Source organism: Actinoplanes sp. CA-142083 (assembly GCF_050942195.1).
Classification (GTDB): domain Bacteria; phylum Actinomycetota; class Actinomycetes; order Mycobacteriales; family Micromonosporaceae; genus Actinoplanes.
In genome coordinates this window covers 1,716,617-1,730,232 of the sequence record NZ_CP192076.1, presented here as the reverse complement: position 1 = coordinate 1,730,232, position 13,616 = coordinate 1,716,617, and the positions used below count along the sequence as shown (strand labels likewise).

General features: G+C 68.5%; 16 protein-coding genes. 7 read left to right on the top strand and 9 right to left on the bottom strand.

The window, feature by feature from the left end; translation table 11 throughout:
- Window positions 1–641 precede the first annotated feature (641 nt).
- On the bottom strand, window positions 642–1,076 hold the full coding sequence (locus tag ACQPZX_RS08315; RefSeq protein WP_433376696.1) for a hypothetical protein: 435 nt from the start codon (window positions 1,074–1,076) through the stop codon (window positions 642–644).
- 4 nt (window positions 1,077–1,080) lie between these two features.
- Complete coding sequence (locus ACQPZX_RS08310; RefSeq protein ID WP_433376693.1) at window positions 1,081–1,599, bottom strand: hypothetical protein; 519 nt, start codon at window positions 1,597–1,599, stop codon at window positions 1,081–1,083.
- A gap of 643 nt (window positions 1,600–2,242) precedes the next feature.
- Here ACQPZX_RS08310 and ACQPZX_RS08305 point away from each other — a divergent pair.
- The 3 genes from ACQPZX_RS08305 to ACQPZX_RS08295 are packed head-to-tail and all read left to right on the top strand — an operon-like array spanning window position 2,243 to window position 4,707.
- Complete coding sequence (locus ACQPZX_RS08305) at window positions 2,243–2,629, top strand: hypothetical protein (protein WP_433376690.1); 387 nt, start codon at window positions 2,243–2,245, stop codon at window positions 2,627–2,629.
- An 18-nt stretch (window positions 2,630–2,647) separates the two neighbouring features.
- On the top strand, window positions 2,648–3,688 hold the full coding sequence (locus tag ACQPZX_RS08300) for a tetratricopeptide repeat protein (protein ID WP_433376687.1): 1,041 nt from the start codon (window positions 2,648–2,650) through the stop codon (window positions 3,686–3,688).
- The gene (locus ACQPZX_RS08295; RefSeq protein ID WP_433376684.1) at window positions 3,688–4,707 is read left to right on the top strand and encodes a hypothetical protein; all 1,020 of its coding nucleotides are present in this window, start codon (window positions 3,688–3,690) and stop codon (window positions 4,705–4,707) included. Before ACQPZX_RS08300 ends, ACQPZX_RS08295 begins: the two co-directional genes overlap by 1 nt.
- 293 nt (window positions 4,708–5,000) lie before the next feature.
- On the opposite strand, the gene ACQPZX_RS08290 is transcribed toward ACQPZX_RS08295, so the two are convergent.
- From ACQPZX_RS08290 to ACQPZX_RS08280, 3 genes are read right to left on the bottom strand one after another with little or no spacing between them, the layout of a single operon-like run.
- Window positions 5,001–5,687, bottom strand: a complete 687-nt coding sequence (locus tag ACQPZX_RS08290) for a hypothetical protein (RefSeq protein WP_433376681.1) — start codon at window positions 5,685–5,687, stop codon at window positions 5,001–5,003.
- A 5-nt stretch (window positions 5,688–5,692) separates the two neighbouring features.
- Window positions 5,693–6,349: a GDSL-type esterase/lipase family protein gene (locus ACQPZX_RS08285; protein ID WP_433376678.1), complete on the bottom strand. Its 657-nt coding sequence runs from the start codon at window positions 6,347–6,349 to the stop codon at window positions 5,693–5,695.
- A 58-nt stretch (window positions 6,350–6,407) separates the two neighbouring features.
- Entirely contained in the window at window positions 6,408–8,024 is a 1,617-nt protein-coding gene (locus ACQPZX_RS08280) for a cellulase family glycosylhydrolase (protein WP_433376675.1), read from the bottom strand.
- A 228-nt stretch (window positions 8,025–8,252) separates the two neighbouring features.
- On the opposite strand from ACQPZX_RS08280, the gene ACQPZX_RS08275 reads away from it, so the two are divergent.
- A complete protein-coding gene (locus ACQPZX_RS08275) occupies window positions 8,253–8,654 on the top strand; it encodes a YdeI/OmpD-associated family protein (RefSeq protein WP_433385093.1) in 402 nt (133 codons plus the stop codon).
- On the opposite strand, the gene ACQPZX_RS08270 is transcribed toward ACQPZX_RS08275, so the two are convergent.
- Window positions 8,629–9,603, bottom strand: a complete 975-nt coding sequence (locus ACQPZX_RS08270) for a TIGR03619 family F420-dependent LLM class oxidoreductase (protein ID WP_433376672.1) — start codon at window positions 9,601–9,603, stop codon at window positions 8,629–8,631. The two genes, ACQPZX_RS08275 and ACQPZX_RS08270, sit on opposite strands and share 26 nt — an antisense overlap.
- 293 nt (window positions 9,604–9,896) lie before the next feature.
- On the opposite strand from ACQPZX_RS08270, the gene ACQPZX_RS08265 reads away from it, so the two are divergent.
- Entirely contained in the window at window positions 9,897–10,124 is a 228-nt protein-coding gene (locus ACQPZX_RS08265; protein ID WP_433376669.1) for a hypothetical protein, read from the top strand.
- An 88-nt stretch (window positions 10,125–10,212) separates the two neighbouring features.
- On the opposite strand, the gene ACQPZX_RS08260 is transcribed toward ACQPZX_RS08265, so the two are convergent.
- Window positions 10,213–10,638, bottom strand: coding sequence for an SRPBCC family protein (locus tag ACQPZX_RS08260; protein WP_433376666.1), 426 nt, complete (start codon window positions 10,636–10,638; stop codon window positions 10,213–10,215).
- Window positions 10,639–10,763: 125 nt separating this feature from the next.
- Between ACQPZX_RS08260 and ACQPZX_RS08255 the strand changes: the two genes are divergently transcribed.
- Window positions 10,764–12,374, top strand: a complete 1,611-nt coding sequence (locus tag ACQPZX_RS08255; protein WP_433376663.1) for a methyl-accepting chemotaxis protein — start codon at window positions 10,764–10,766, stop codon at window positions 12,372–12,374.
- A gap of 4 nt (window positions 12,375–12,378) precedes the next feature.
- Here the strand turns inward: ACQPZX_RS08255 and ACQPZX_RS08250 are convergent, their stop codons facing one another.
- A complete protein-coding gene (locus tag ACQPZX_RS08250; protein ID WP_433376660.1) occupies window positions 12,379–12,867 on the bottom strand; it encodes a VOC family protein in 489 nt (162 codons plus the stop codon).
- A gap of 9 nt (window positions 12,868–12,876) precedes the next feature.
- Window positions 12,877–13,059 (bottom strand): hypothetical protein, encoded by a 183-nt coding sequence (locus ACQPZX_RS08245; protein ID WP_433376657.1) that lies wholly within the window; start codon window positions 13,057–13,059, stop codon window positions 12,877–12,879.
- 84 nt (window positions 13,060–13,143) lie between these two features.
- Between ACQPZX_RS08245 and ACQPZX_RS08240 the strand changes: the two genes are divergently transcribed.
- Window positions 13,144–13,605: a MarR family winged helix-turn-helix transcriptional regulator gene (locus ACQPZX_RS08240; protein ID WP_433376654.1), complete on the top strand. Its 462-nt coding sequence runs from the start codon at window positions 13,144–13,146 to the stop codon at window positions 13,603–13,605.
- Window positions 13,606–13,616 lie beyond the last annotated feature (11 nt).

Genomic DNA, 13,616 nt, shown 5'->3' with positions numbered 1-13,616 from the left:
ATTCGTCGTTATCGACGGAGCCGTGCCTTGGACTATCGCACCGAGGCCGGCCGACTGGCCAAGCGGATTTCTGCCGAGACCAGGACCAGCACGTGCCCTTGGACGCGGCAAAGGCTGTAGCCCGGCAACCGCGCGCTTGGTCGACAAAGAGAAAGAGGTTGTCGCCCTGATCCTGCAGTCTGCTGACCAGCTTGGCAACCACGACGCAGGTCGGCTCGATTGCGACAACATCAGCAAGTTCCGCCCCGGCCCAGGAGCACCATCGGCTGGGCCTGTCCTGACGCCAGGTCAGTGACCTCATGGGGGCGACACCCAGCCAGGCCATAGCCCGCGCGCTCGGCGCTCGGACGCAGATCATCTTCGATTACAGCAACGACTCCACAGATCACGTAAGCAGTGCTCATCGAGGCCCGACCGGCCGTCGTGATCTGGCCGTTCGCACGGGCAGCGGGTCACCCACCGCCACCAGCACGGATTTCGTATTCTGGTGGTCCGGGCCCACTCCGCTTACCTGGGGGCGACCCCCAGACCCCACGGTGCGGTGGTCGCGCTCCGCGGGTCAGTCACGGCCGTAAACGACCCCACGCTGCTCGAATCATCGGTAAGCCCAGGTCTTGTGTCGTCACGACGGCCGCGCGGCGCTATCGACGCGTCTTTCGAATTTCGGTGGCCCTCAATGCGAGGTCTTCGGCCGCCTGACCCAAAGCGGGAGCAGTGCCGTCCTCGCCGCAACACGGCGGCTTGGTGCGCTTCTCCGATGGCTCCGGCTCATGACCAACAAGACGGTACAACTCGGCATAGATATTGAAGTCAGGATCGCTGTCATCGTGATCGGCCACCAACATGAGCCACGCGGTCTGCTCAGACTCGAACGCCACGATGACGCGAAGACGCCCGCCCAAGTGCTTGTCGCACAATCTTTCCAACGGGTCTGATCCGGTAAGGCGATAGGAGAGAGCAGCGCAACCGTTCGCTTCAAGGTCGCGCAGGAACGCGATGACCTTCTTTTGATCGCCCTTGGACCGGCTCCTCAACTGCTGGTCAGCGCGCGGCGTCCGGAAAATCTTCACCGACATGCGACTACTCTGCGATCCCTAGATCTCGTTCCAGGTCGTCGATATCAGTCGGGATACCGTCACCGCGGCGCATCTGAGCCAGGCTGTCCCGCAGGTCCGATCGTTCGAGCACCACGCTGTCCGCAAGCCGGTCCCACACCTTGTTGAGCAAGTCATGGGTTTGACCAGCGGCACGCAGCTCGCGGACCACAGCGATAACCTCATACAAGCGACGTACGTCAAGGCCACCGTCCTGCCCATCGGCATAGACCAGCAGGCCGCGACGCGTCCAGCTCCGAACCGTGGGCTCGCTCACCCCGAGCAAAGGAGCTGCCACCGACACCGGGACAGGGGGCAGATCGCTTAGGACATCTCTGCTGACCCGCAGGAGCTCGGCACGACTCTGATCATCTTCGCCGAATCGACTGGCGATTCGCTCGAGATCTCCCACCCGCGACATGACCTTCTCCACCTCGGCCCGCCGAGACCTGCGGTAGTGCTTCGGCCGCGCACGTCGCTTGGCCTTGTCGGCCGCGTAGCTCATCGCCCTACCTCCTGCCGCTTGCCCATAGTTTCGAGTATGGGGCCCTTTTCCGAAAGTTGCCAGGAGCGTGCATGGCGGATCAGCCCACGACACATCTACCACGCGCACTGGCGAGAAGACCCGGGAGCGGGCGGCCGGGAACGGTGGCTAGGCGGTTCGTATGGTGCAACGTCCGGTCCACGAGTTGGCAGTACCCGAACCGCCTGTCAGACCCGATAGGCGGTTCTTCTGTCGTCGTTCGGCGTGGAAGACACGACATCTGAGCTGCGCTGTTAGGTGCTGACAGGTTGGGACAGGGCTCGACCTCCTCCGATGATGTTTCCCAGCTGTCTTCGCCCACTCAGCGGCTGCCGGACAGCTTCACCCCGCGGGCGGCCCGATCGGCTCAGGCATGTGCCGACTGATATTCGGCGCCGAGGTCGACTTGAACCGAGCGAAAAGTTGCTCACCCTGCCACCCGAACACCGCGGCCTGCTGCTCGGGCTCAAATCCGCCCGCGCGGCGGTCACCGAGCCTTGCCAGGCGCTCCGCGGCCCAGCCTCCGATCTGGTCGACGAGTTCCGAACGACTGGCAGGCGGCTATCTGTAGCTATTGATCTTCGTTTATATTCGCGTCTTGTCGGGTGGGTGCACACTTGTTGAGGTGAATGTCCCGAACGAACACGTGCCCCAGTCCGGTCCACCGCAGGCATTCGACACCGTGCTCGTCACGGCGATCGTGACCGCGGCTGTCGTGCCGTTCGTGCAGGCCCTGGCCACCAAGGCCGCCGAGGACTCGTACGCCGCGGTCCGGTCTGCCCTGCGGCGGCGGTTCCGCGAGGCCCGGGGCGCAGACCAGCCGGAGGGCGAGCCGTTGCTGGTCATCAGGAACGACAACCTGACGCTCTATGCCCAGCCGGAGATGACCGACGCGGCGATCAGAGCACTCGCCGGCCTCGACCTTGCCGCGATCACCGAGGCGGCACAGACCGGCCAGGTACAGATCTTCTTCAACGAGACGACCGGCCGCTGGCAGATCGACCAGCGCTAGACCCGGGGAGGCTCTGCCGTGCTCTACGGCGCTCTGTCCCACGACTGCTTCCACTGTGTCGACTACCGCTACGTGCACGGTTCGGCCGAAGCGCGGGAGTTCATCACCGGCGTCGCCGGGACCGTCTGCGCGATCTGCAGCACGCGCACCGAGACGTTCGAGGTCGTGATCGACCGGCAGGAGTACGAGGATTGGCGCGAGGACCGCGGCACCTGGGACAAGGCCGTGCCGCCGGGTGCGGGCTTCGCCAGATTCACCGACGCGACGGGCTCGCCGGCACCCGGGACCTCCCCCGCCGCCGAGGCGCTGCGGGGCGGGCTTACCAGGGCGGCCGCCGCGAAGCGCAGAGCCGTCCTGGAGGAACTGACCGAACGGGTCCAGGCGGACGCCGCTCTGGCGGTCGGCGTCAAGGCCTGGCAGGCGGGGCAGACGGGCGAGGCCCGGCGGGCATTGGAGGTTTGCGCCCGGACCGGGAAACCCCAGGCGAAGCGGGCCGCCTTCCTGCTCGGCGACATCGCCCGCAAGACCGGGGACGAGGAGACGGCGGCCCGCCGGTACGCCGAGGCAGCCAGCTCCGGAGACCCCGACGTTCGGGCGTCGGCGCTGCTCATGCTCGGCGAGTGCCGGGAACTCACCGGTGACCTCGACGGCAGCATCGAGGCCTACCGGGCCTGCATGACGGCGGGCCCGAGCGTCTCCCGGGGGCTGTCGGCGTTCCGGTTGGGCACCGTGCTGAAGTCGAGGGGGGACATCACCGGGGCCCGGTCGGCGTACGAGACCGCCTACGGGCTGCGGGACCCGCTCTCGTCGCCGCAGGCGGCGCTCAACCTGGGCGGGCTCGACGAGGACCTCGGCCGGTGGGGCGAGGCGACCGGCTGCTGGGAGTACGCCTTCTCCGCCGGTGACGGCGAGGTCCGAGCGCTGGCCGCGTTCAACCTGGCTCGGGCGTGGGAGCGCCGCAGGCGGTGGCGCAAGGCCCGCCGGTTCTACGAGATCGCCATGGGTGCCACCGACCGGGACATCGCCGCGCGTGCCCGGGCCGCGCTGGACAACCGCTGATGGAACTGGAACCCCAATACCTGGCGTTGCTGGCCCGGGAAGGGTTGCAGGATCTCCTCGCGGCGCCGGACCCCGCCGCGGTGCGCGCCTACGTCGAGGGACTCAGCGAGCAGGAGCGCGAGTACATCGGCGAGGACGTCATCGGCCCGATCCGCGACGCGGGCTACGTCGTGGCGCCGGAGAATCCTTTCGAGTCGGTGGACGCCACGATCCGTAAGGTGCTCGCCGCGAGCGGAGCCGCCGTGCCGGGCGGTACGTACGTCGGCGAGTTCCCGCACCGTTCCTTCAACGCCCAGGCCCTACCGGTGCCCGGCGGAACTCTGATCCTGCTCAACACCGGACTGCGGTCTCTTCTGGATCGGGTGGCGACCACTCTCGTCGCCTCGCAGTTGTTCTTCCGGCGCGGCGAGCGCGATGCGATCGAGTACGAGACCCCGACCCTCGATCAGGAGCGCCGACGGGCCGAGGCCGACACCGCGCTCGCCGAGGCGGTCGTCGCGTACGTCAGTCAGAGCCGCACCGATCCGGCCGCGGCGCCCCGGCTCGGCCTGAATCCGGACGGGGCCTTCTCCTTCTTCATCGCTCGCTCGGCGGAACAGTTCGCCATCGGCCACGAGTACGGCCACCTGCTCGCCGGTCACCTGCACTCCCCGCCGGACGGCACCGAGGAACGCCGCCGCCACGAGTACGAGGCCGACGAACTGGCCGCGATGCTGATCCTGCGCGGCATCGACGATTCGGGCGAGATGCTGTGGCGCCTACTCGCCGTCGCCGGCCCGTTTCTCTTCCTGGCGGTTGACCATCTGGTGACCCGGGTACGCAACGCGGTCTACGAAATCCCCGACGGCCTGCTGACGCCGACGCACCCGCCCTCCGACGAGCGCGCGGCGGTGCTACGCGGCATCTTCACCCGGCTCGGTGAACGCCACCTGCTGCAGTTCGCCGACGCGTGGGTGAGCTCGCTGGAACAACGCGAGCCGACCATCGTCGAACTGGCCCGGACCGCACTCACGGCCTGAGAGCAGGTCGAGGTACGCCTCGAGCACGCTGCGGCGCTCGACCTTCCCAGGCGAACAGCGTGAATGCGGTTCGGGTTGTGCCACGTCCGGTCCACCTCATAGCTGACCTGCGCGGGTGTTCAGGGCGGGTAAGGCAGTGCGCGAACCGTGCCGTGCCGCCGCCGAGTCGTATGCGTGGTGTGCTGACGACAATCGTGCTGGTGATGTCAGGCGGTTGTCTCTTAGCACGTACGCTAATCGCTATATAGCACAGATCTGAATCGCGATCCAGCACACCCGACCTATCACCGACCTCAACCGGTCCGGCGGCGGGTCACGATGGTTGCTGCAGCCGTGGCCACCGTGGCCCAAGCGAGCAGGATCGCCGGCATCAGCAGCGCGGCCGGGCCGGCGTCGGCGATCAGTGACACCGCCACCGGGTGACTTGACGGCGGCGCGGCGGCGCCCACCAGCAGCAGAAGGGTGGCGGGCTGGCACAGAATCACCGCCGCGGCGACGATCAGCCGGCGTCTCGTGAACAGCCTGCCGACGGCCGCCCCGATGATCGCCCACAGCGGGAAGCACGCGAAGCTCGCCAGCAGGCACCAGCGCACGGCGGGCTCGGAGAGCATCGTCGGGTCGGGGGCCACGCTCGGGTACCCGTGGGAGTGCATCGGGCGTATGCCGGCGGCGATCGCCACCGCGCCGACGAGGAGGCCGAGCGCAGCGCCGGCCAGGGCCGCCCGCCCGATGATGGCCGGGCGGTAGGCACCCGAGCGGGCGACCAGCCAGGCGCCGGCGAGTGCCGCGACGAGCTGCCCGAGCCAATGCCCGGCCGTATAAACGTGCGCCGCCAGGTCGCGGTGGAACTCCAGCCGTTCCGGGTCGGACTGCGGGTCGTAGTAGGCGAAGTACTCGCCGATCGTCACGCTCAGCGGCGCCGCCAGCGCGGTCCACGCGAGCAGGCCGCCGACAACGGCCACCGGAGCCCAACGACGCATGCCGTTCAGCCGGCCCGGATCTCGCCGGCGACCGCGGCCGCGACGGCTGGGTGCGAGTCGACGCTGAGGTGGATCCCGTCATCGCCCGTCTTGGCCACACTCCCCAGGTCGACGAGGCCCAGCCCGCGTTCGGCCGCCAGGTCCCGGACCGCGGCCGCGAGCGCGTGCGACCGTACGATCAACTCGGGCGCGACCTCTCGGCGGAAGAACTCGTGGAAGCCGGGTCGGGTGTCGTCGATCGGCAGCGGAGCTAGCAACACGACCCGTGGTGGCCGGCCTCCCCAGTTGGCCGGTGCGGCGTCGACTTCGTCAAGCAGCCGGTTGAGAGATGCGGCAACCTGCGGTACACCCAGCCGGAACTGAGGCTTGAGGTCGTTGAAGCCGAGCCCGAGCACCAGGATGTCAACCGGATGCTGACTCTCCAGGCAGGGGATCAGGTAGGCGCGGCCATTGCGGCCGGGCCGCTGCTCGTCGAGCTCGATCGTCCGGCCGTTGAGCCCCTCCTCGACCACCGCATAGCCATCGCCGAGCAGGCGCTGCAGCAGACCGGTCCAGCGGATGTCGACCGGCCACCGTCCCTTGTCGACATCCTCGGCGCGCTGGCCGTAGGTGTTGGAGTCACCGAAGCACAGCACGGTGCGCGCGTCCGGGTCGGTGTTCATCGACCAAGTGTGAAGGGCACGACGGGCCGGTGCATGGCGCCGGCCCGCCGTGGGTGGATCAGCTGCAGGTGGCGCCGTTCAGCTTGAAGCCGGTGGGCGCGGCGGCGTTGCCGGTGTGGCTGGCCTGATATCCGATGGTGGCCGAGCCTCCCGCCGCAAGCGAGCCGTTGTAACTGACGTTGGTCGCCGTCACCGCGCCGCTGCTCGGCGAGAAGTTGGCGCTCCAGCCGGAGGTGATCGTCTGCCCGGCGGGCAGGGTGAAGGTCAGGCTCCAGCCGTTGATGGCGGCGGTGCCGGTGTTGGTGATGGTGATGTTGTTGACCAGACCGGTGTTCCACGCGCTGACCGCGTTGCCGATCCGGCAGGCGCCGGTGCCGCCGGGGGTGGTCGTCGGCGGCGTCGTGGGCGGCGTTGTGGGTGGCGTGGTCGGCGGCGTCGTGGGCGGCGTGGTGGGTGGCGTGGTGGGCTGGCTGCCGCCGGCCGCGGTGATGATGGCGCTGATGATGCTCTGCTGGGTCACCGTGTTGGAGCTGCGGTTGAACAGCCCGAAGCCGTGCTGCCCGTTGTAGCCGTTGTCCCAGTAGGCGGTGGCCGCTCCGTACTTCTTGGCGGTGGACACCAGGGCACGCGCGAAGTTCGCCCGGTAGGTGTTGTTGGCGGAGTCGTAGACGGTCTTGTCGATCGAGCCATATTCACCGACAAAGACCGGATATCCGCGTACGACGAAAGCGTCGTACATCTTCTTCAGCATGGTGTCCATGTAGTCTTCCTGTCCCCAGGTCGACTTCTTCGCCGGGTTGGTCGCGGCCGCACCCCACTGCGTGATGTTGCCGTCCTCCTGGCCCGAGAAGTCCCACGGGTCGTAGTAGTGGACGGAGATCATGATCCGCTGCTCGCTGCTGGGAATGGTGCTGGACCGGTACTGGTCGGTGGGCATCACGAAGCCGTAGTTGCCCGCGGTGTACTCGATGTTGGTGTTCCAGCCCGGGACGAGCAGCCACCGTGAGGCGTTGGTGCCGCCGGTTTGCCGGACGGTGTTCACGAAGAGCTGGTTGTATGCGTTGATGTTCGAGTAGCACGCCGAGGTCGGGTTGCCGTACTGTCCGTCGAATTCCTCGTTCATGGACTCGAAGATCAGGTGCTCGTTGTAGCTCTGGAACTTCGTCGCGATCTGCTGCCATACCTTCTGATACTTGGCCTTGATGGTCGTCTGGTCGGACGCATCGCAGATCAGCCAGGAGCCGGTGACGGTCTTGTAGCCGTCGCCATGCATGTTGATCAGCACGTAGAGGCCCTGGTTGTAGGCGTAGTTGACGACCTCCGCGATCCGGCTCAGCCAGGCGGAGTTGACGGTGTAGTTCGGGGCGGCCCCGATGTTCCCCAGGTAGGAGACCGGGATGCGGATCGTCTTGAAGCCCGACGCCTTCACCCGGTCGATGAGGGCCTGCGTCACGACGGGGTTGCCCCACGCGGTCTCGCTGGGGATGCCGTTGTTGTTGGCCTCCAGCTGGTTACCCAGATTCCAGCCGGCGCCCATGTCGGCAACCAGCTGAGGAGCGGTCAGCTGGGCCGTGACGTCGGCCGCGGCGGGCCTGGTCACGCCGTACACGGCTCCGGCGAAAGCCAGGGTTGCGGCAACGACCGCGAGCCCAGCCTTCCTCACTGTCGTACTCATGGATCTTCCTCTCGGACGGACTCGAGCGCGGAAACCGGCGGTGGAACCAGTCGCGCATGGCCATCGAAGCGCTTCGATGACTGCCCAGTCAAGAGCTGGATCGAGAACGTGCGTGGGGCGGTCACACTCCCCGGCCCGCTTCCGTCATAGCGTTGACCGGGTGGACGGAAACACTGGGGGAATGTTGTGGCACTGAAGTTTCGGGCTCAGGTGGAGCCGCCGGAGCCGATGCGGGGGCTGGAAGTTCCGGCTGATGTGGTGGCGGCGCTCGGTGGGGGTGCGCGGCCCCCGGTGACCATCACCGTCAACGGGCATTCGTGGAAGAGCCGGGTCGCGATCATGCGGGGGCGCCATCTGCTCGGCCTGAGCAACGCCAACCGCCAAGCGGCCGGGGTGGTGATCGGCGAGGAGGTCGAAGTCGAGGTCGCGCTGGATGCCGAGCCGCGCGTCGCGGTCGAGCCGCCGGACCTCGCTCGTGCGCTGGATGCCGACCCGGTCGCTCGGGCCGCCTTCGATCAGCTGACGCAGAGCCAGCGGCGGGAACACGTACGCGCTGTCGAAAGTGCGAAGAAGCCCGAGACGCGTACGCGTCGGGTGGAGAAAGTCATCGCGACGCTCCGGGACCGATAACGCCGAGGCGATCGGCTGCCTCGATCACCTCACCGAGCAGTCCGAGCCATGGGTCCACGTCGGCGGCCTGCAGGCCCACGTCGAGTCCGAGGCCCTGTCCGCCGGCGAGGTACACCTGGGTCACACCGATCTCGCGGGCGGCCATGAGGTCCTCGGCGATCTGCCGGGGCGATCCGCCGAGGAAGGGCCGGCCGTCCCCGATCGGCTCACGGGTTACCGGGGTCGGCCAGGGCGCCTGGTTGACCACGACGAGGTCGCGGGGGTCGCGGCCGGCCTCCCGGGCGGCGTCGTGGAACGCGGAGACGACGCCGCGCAGCTCCTGCTCCGAGGAGGTGAGGGGCAGCAGGCCGTCCGCGATCCGGCCGGCGCGCTTGACGGCGGCCGGCGACGTCGCGGCCAGCAGTACCGGAATGCGGGCCTGGACCGGCTTGGGGTTCACCTGCGACGGCGCGATCCGATAGAACTCGCCTTTGTGCTCGACCGGGTCGGGACCCCACGTGGCCCGCATCGCCGCGATGAAGTCCTCGGTGCGGGCCCCTTTGCGGCTGCTCGGCACGTTCGCCGTCTCGAACTCGTGGTGCTGCCAGCCCTGCCCCAGGCCGGCGATGACCCGGCCGCCGCTGAACCGGTCCAGGGTGGCGAGCCGGCGTGCGAGCATCACCGGCACGTGCAGCGGCGCCACCAGGACCGCGGCGCCGAGCTTGATCCGCTCGGTCACGGCGGCGATGTAACTCAGCGTCTCCAGCGGTTCGTACGCGGAGGCGTAGAAGTCCGGCAACATCTGAGGCTCGCCCCCGGTCCACAGCACGACCTTGTCGATCGGGCGGAGCAGCCGCTCGAACGTCCACAGGGCGCTGAAGCCCAGCCGCTCGGCCTCCTTGGCAACCCTGATGATCGTGTCCGGCGAGGTCTGCGGCCCGGCGGTGGGCAGTGCGAGACCGATTTCCATGGCTTCTCCAGCAGGGAATTCGCAAACGAGTGGCTGTTCCCCAGAGTCGCTCCGCTGGACCTGGCAAACCACGTCGATCCGGCCGAGAAGCCCTGCAATCACGACAGGTCGAGGAGAGGCCTCGGCCGGACGCACGCCGCGAAATGGCCGCCTCAGTCGACCTCGTTGAAGTACGCGAGGCCCGGGTAGACCGGGCGGCGCCGGCGCCTCATCCGCCGCGAATGAACACCACCGGGCCGGCCGGTCGGACAGGCGGTGCCGACGCCGCCGACGACGGCCCTTAACCTGATGCCGTGACTGATGTCTACGAGACCGCCGAGCAGCCCGACCTCATTGCCACGCACTACCTGACCAGCATCGAAGACGTGACGGAGCACCTGCGGGCCGCGAGCCGGCTCGGGCTCGGCGTCCGGGTCCGCAGCTACCTCGAGGCCGACGACGAAGAGGAGGCGCTGACCGAGCATTGGGAGGTCGAGCTGTTCACCTCCTCGCCGGTCAGCGAGGGGGAACCGGGCGAATAGCGCGCGCCAGGCGGCACCCCGGCCTGCGCCACCCGGTCGTGGCCGATTCGCGCCAGCGTTTCGTCAGGGGCCCTCGCGGAGGAGGGGCTCATCGCGGAGGGAGCGACTTCGCGATGGCCGATTCCCACGCCTGCATCATGTGGGGATAGTCCGCCGCGAAGTGCGTCAGCCAATCTCCGCTCCCGTGCGTCAAAGCGGTGAGCACATAAGTGACCGCGACCTCGGTGTGGTCCCCGGCCGGCGCCAACCGGACCTCCACGGTGCCGGCGTCCCGCCCCGCCGCGACCCGGGCGTAGCGGATCCGGCGGTCGCCGTCACGATCGACGACGACCCACGTGACGGGCTGTCCACCGTGATCGGTCAGGAACACCGTGCCGGCCTCGGCGTCGTCGTCGACGGGCGTGGGGAACACCGGTTCCCAACCGTCGACCCAGTCACGCTCGCCCCTCGCGGTGAACAGCCGGAAGGCCTCGGACACGGGCAGCGGAACGGTCAGACTTCCATCGAGTCTCATGCGCACAGCAAAGTACGTCGAGCAGCAAGCGGGCAAGGAGCCGGGCGGTGCGGTCAAACCGTGACCGGCGGGAGGATCCGGTCCGTATCGTCGACGTAACGGGATTATCACGTTGGGTGACGACTATGCGGCTCCTTCAGAATGTCAAGATCGGCGTCCGGCTCGGGGCCGCATTCACTGGCGTCTGCCTCTGCATGCTCGCCGCCATCGGCATCGGGCTGTGGGGACAGAGCGCCGCCCACGCGGCCACCCGTGACCTGGCCGCGGCGGATGCGACGAGCGCAACGGCGCTGATGGCGAAGTTCCGCACCGCCGACTTCGCCGGCTGGCAGACCGGGTACGCGTTCGACACGATCCGGGGCGTCGCGGGCGCCACCGATGACACGGTCGGTCAGCGCGCGGCCTTCCTCGCCTCCACCGCCGCCTTCGGTGACGACCTCGCCGCCCTCCGAGCGCATCGGCTCAGCAGCGCGGAGCTGGCGCTGGCCGACGGCGTCGACCAGTCGTTCGAGCAGTTCATGGCGGTCGACCAGCGGATCATCGCGGGCTACCGGGCCGGCACGCCCGCCGCCATCGCCAAGGCCAACAACCTGGCCTCCGGCGAGTCCCTGGACTGGATGGGCAAGATCATCGACTCGGTCGACCAGCTCGTGGCCTCGACCGCCGCCCGCTCGACGGCCGCGCAGCGGGAAGCCGACGACGCGGCCGGCACCGCCCGCACGTTCATGCTCGCGGCGGGGCTGTTGTCCCTGCTGCTCACGGTCCTGCTCGCCGTCGTGGTCACCCGCAGCATCGCCCGGCCGCTGGCGGCCACGGTCGCCGCGATCGAGGTCGTCGCGGAGAAGGATCTGACCGTACGGGTGCCGGAAGCCGGCCGCGACGAGCTGGCCGCGATGGGCCGCGCCGTGAACCGCACCCTCGAGCTGCTCCGCGGTGCTTTCGTCACGATCAGCGACAGCAGCCGTACGCTGTCGACCGCCGCCGGCGAGCTGACGGCGACCTCCGCCCAGATCTCGGACGCGGCCGACTCGGCCTCCGGCCAGTCGGACCTCATCGCCTCCTCGGCCGAGGAGGTGTCGCGCAGCGTGCAGACCGTGGCGTCCGGCACCGAGGAGATGAACGCGGCGATCCGGGAGATCTCGGACGGCGCCAACCGGGCCGCCGGCGTGGCCGCGGACGGCGTCGACAGCGTCCGGGCCGCCACCGAGACGATCGACCGGCTGGGCCGCTCCAGCGCCGAGATCAGCGACGTGGTCAACCTCATCACCACGATCGCCGAGCAGACGAACTTGCTCGCCCTCAACGCCACCATCGAGGCCGCCCGGGCCGGCGAGCTCGGCAAGGGCTTCGCCGTCGTGGCCGGCGAGGTGAAGGATCTCGCGCAGGCGACCTCCCGGGCCACGGTCGACATCGGCGGCCAGGTTCAGGCGATCCAGCAGGACACCGACGCGGCCATCTCGGCGATCAACCGGATCGCCGAGATCATCGGTGAGGTCAACGAGCACACCACGACCATCGCCGCCGCCGTGGAGGAGCAGACCGCGACCACGGCCGAGATGAGCCGCAACATCGTCGAGGCCGCCACCGGGTCGGGCCAGATCGCGACCGGGATCGCCGGCGTGGCGATCGCCAGCCAGAACACCGCGAGCGGCGTCGTGCGCTCCCGGCAGACCGCCGAGGACCTGGCCGGCATGTCACACCGGCTGCAGGACCTCGTCGGTCAGTTCCGGGTATGAGAAGTCAGAGAACTTTGGCGCCGTACATCTCTCCCAGCGGATCGGCGAGCAACTCCAGCCGAGCCCCGTCCGGATCCCGGAAGTAGATCGAGGAACCGCTCTCCACCGCGTACTCCACGCCCGCGCCGTCGAGCTTTCCCCGCAGGTGCTCCCACCGCTCCGGCGTCACCGAGATCGCCAGGTGATGCAAACCGCCAAGCACTTCCGCGTACGGCCCGAGGTCGAGCCCCGGCAGGTCGAAGAACGCCAGCAGGTTCCCGTTCCCGATGTCGAAGAAGAAGTGGTTGGAGCCCGGGTAGTCCCGGTTCTCGAAGATCTCGGTGAGCGGAAACTCCAGCACTCCCTGATAGAAGGAGATGGTTCGCCGTACGTCCGAGCAGATCAGCGCAAAATGGTGCAGGCCGCGGGCGCTCGTCGGCGAGCCCGTCGCGTGCAGGAATTCGTCCCGGATCCGTGACCGCTCGGCCGCGATGGCCTCGAGATCGATCGCCACAATATCCCCTTAAAATTCGGAAAAATCCGCCGAGGAACCTACCTCCACCCGGGTGTCGCCGGCGTTCGCGCCGGTCGGAGCCATCCAGACCTCCGGCTCCTCGGCGAGGGCGAACATGCCGGCCGCCTCCCGGCGCACGGCCCCGAGCAGATTGTCCTTGCTCTCGTAGCTCATGAAGTCCCACGCACTCATCGGGAACCCTCCCGTAAGCAAATGTGGTTGCCGTGGCAACCAGATTCCTCCGGCCCCGAGCCCGCGTCAACGGCCGCTCGTACCATGCGAAAGGTGACCGATGTGCGCTGGCTCGACGCCACCCAGCAGCGGGCCTGGCGTGGGTTCCTCGATCTGCACGCCCAGCTCGCGGCCAGGCTCAACCGCGACTTGCAGCAGACCTCGGGCCTCACCCTCTCCGACTACGACGTGCTGGTGCACCTGACCGATGTGCCCGAGGGGCGGCTGCGCGCCTTCGAGCTCGGCGACGGCCTGCAGTGGGACAAGAGCCGGGTGTCCAAACAGGTCGCCCGGCTGGCCGCCCGGGGCCTGGTGGCCAAGGAGCAGTGCGAGACCGACCGGCGCGGCGCGTACGTGGTGCTCACCCCGCTCGGCCGGGAGGCGATCGAGGCGGCCGCGCCCGCCCACGTCGAGCTCGTCCACCGTCTGGTGTTCGACACCCTCTCGCCGGGCCAGATCCGGCAATGGGCCGCGATCAGCGCAGCCGTCCTGCGGAAAATGGAATAGGCTTCGCGTCG

Excerpts from the sequence above, each read along its gene's own strand:
- ACQPZX_RS08315 (WP_433376696.1), bottom strand. The coding sequence starts at position 1,076 with ATGTCGGTGAAGATTTTCCGGACGCCGCGCGCTGACCAGCAGTTGAGG.
- ACQPZX_RS08275 (WP_433385093.1), top strand. The coding sequence starts at position 8,253 with ATGCGGGGGCTGGAAGTTCCGGCTGATGTGGTGGCGGCGCTCGGTGGG.
- ACQPZX_RS08285 (WP_433376678.1), bottom strand. The coding sequence starts at position 6,349 with ATGAACACCGACCCGGACGCGCGCACCGTGCTGTGCTTCGGTGACTCC.
- ACQPZX_RS08260 (WP_433376666.1), bottom strand. The coding sequence starts at position 10,638 with ATGAGACTCGATGGAAGTCTGACCGTTCCGCTGCCCGTGTCCGAGGCC.
- ACQPZX_RS08255 (WP_433376663.1), top strand. The coding sequence starts at position 10,764 with ATGCGGCTCCTTCAGAATGTCAAGATCGGCGTCCGGCTCGGGGCCGCA.
- ACQPZX_RS08270 (WP_433376672.1), bottom strand. The coding sequence starts at position 9,603 with ATGGAAATCGGTCTCGCACTGCCCACCGCCGGGCCGCAGACCTCGCCG.
- ACQPZX_RS08240 (WP_433376654.1), top strand. The coding sequence starts at position 13,144 with ATGCGAAAGGTGACCGATGTGCGCTGGCTCGACGCCACCCAGCAGCGG.
- ACQPZX_RS08290 (WP_433376681.1), bottom strand. The coding sequence starts at position 5,687 with ATGCGTCGTTGGGCTCCGGTGGCCGTTGTCGGCGGCCTGCTCGCGTGG.
- ACQPZX_RS08310 (WP_433376693.1), bottom strand. The coding sequence starts at position 1,599 with ATGAGCTACGCGGCCGACAAGGCCAAGCGACGTGCGCGGCCGAAGCAC.
- ACQPZX_RS08280 (WP_433376675.1), bottom strand. The coding sequence starts at position 8,024 with ATGAGTACGACAGTGAGGAAGGCTGGGCTCGCGGTCGTTGCCGCAACC.
- ACQPZX_RS08245 (WP_433376657.1), bottom strand. The coding sequence starts at position 13,059 with ATGAGTGCGTGGGACTTCATGAGCTACGAGAGCAAGGACAATCTGCTC.
- ACQPZX_RS08295 (WP_433376684.1), top strand. The coding sequence starts at position 3,688 with ATGGAACTGGAACCCCAATACCTGGCGTTGCTGGCCCGGGAAGGGTTG.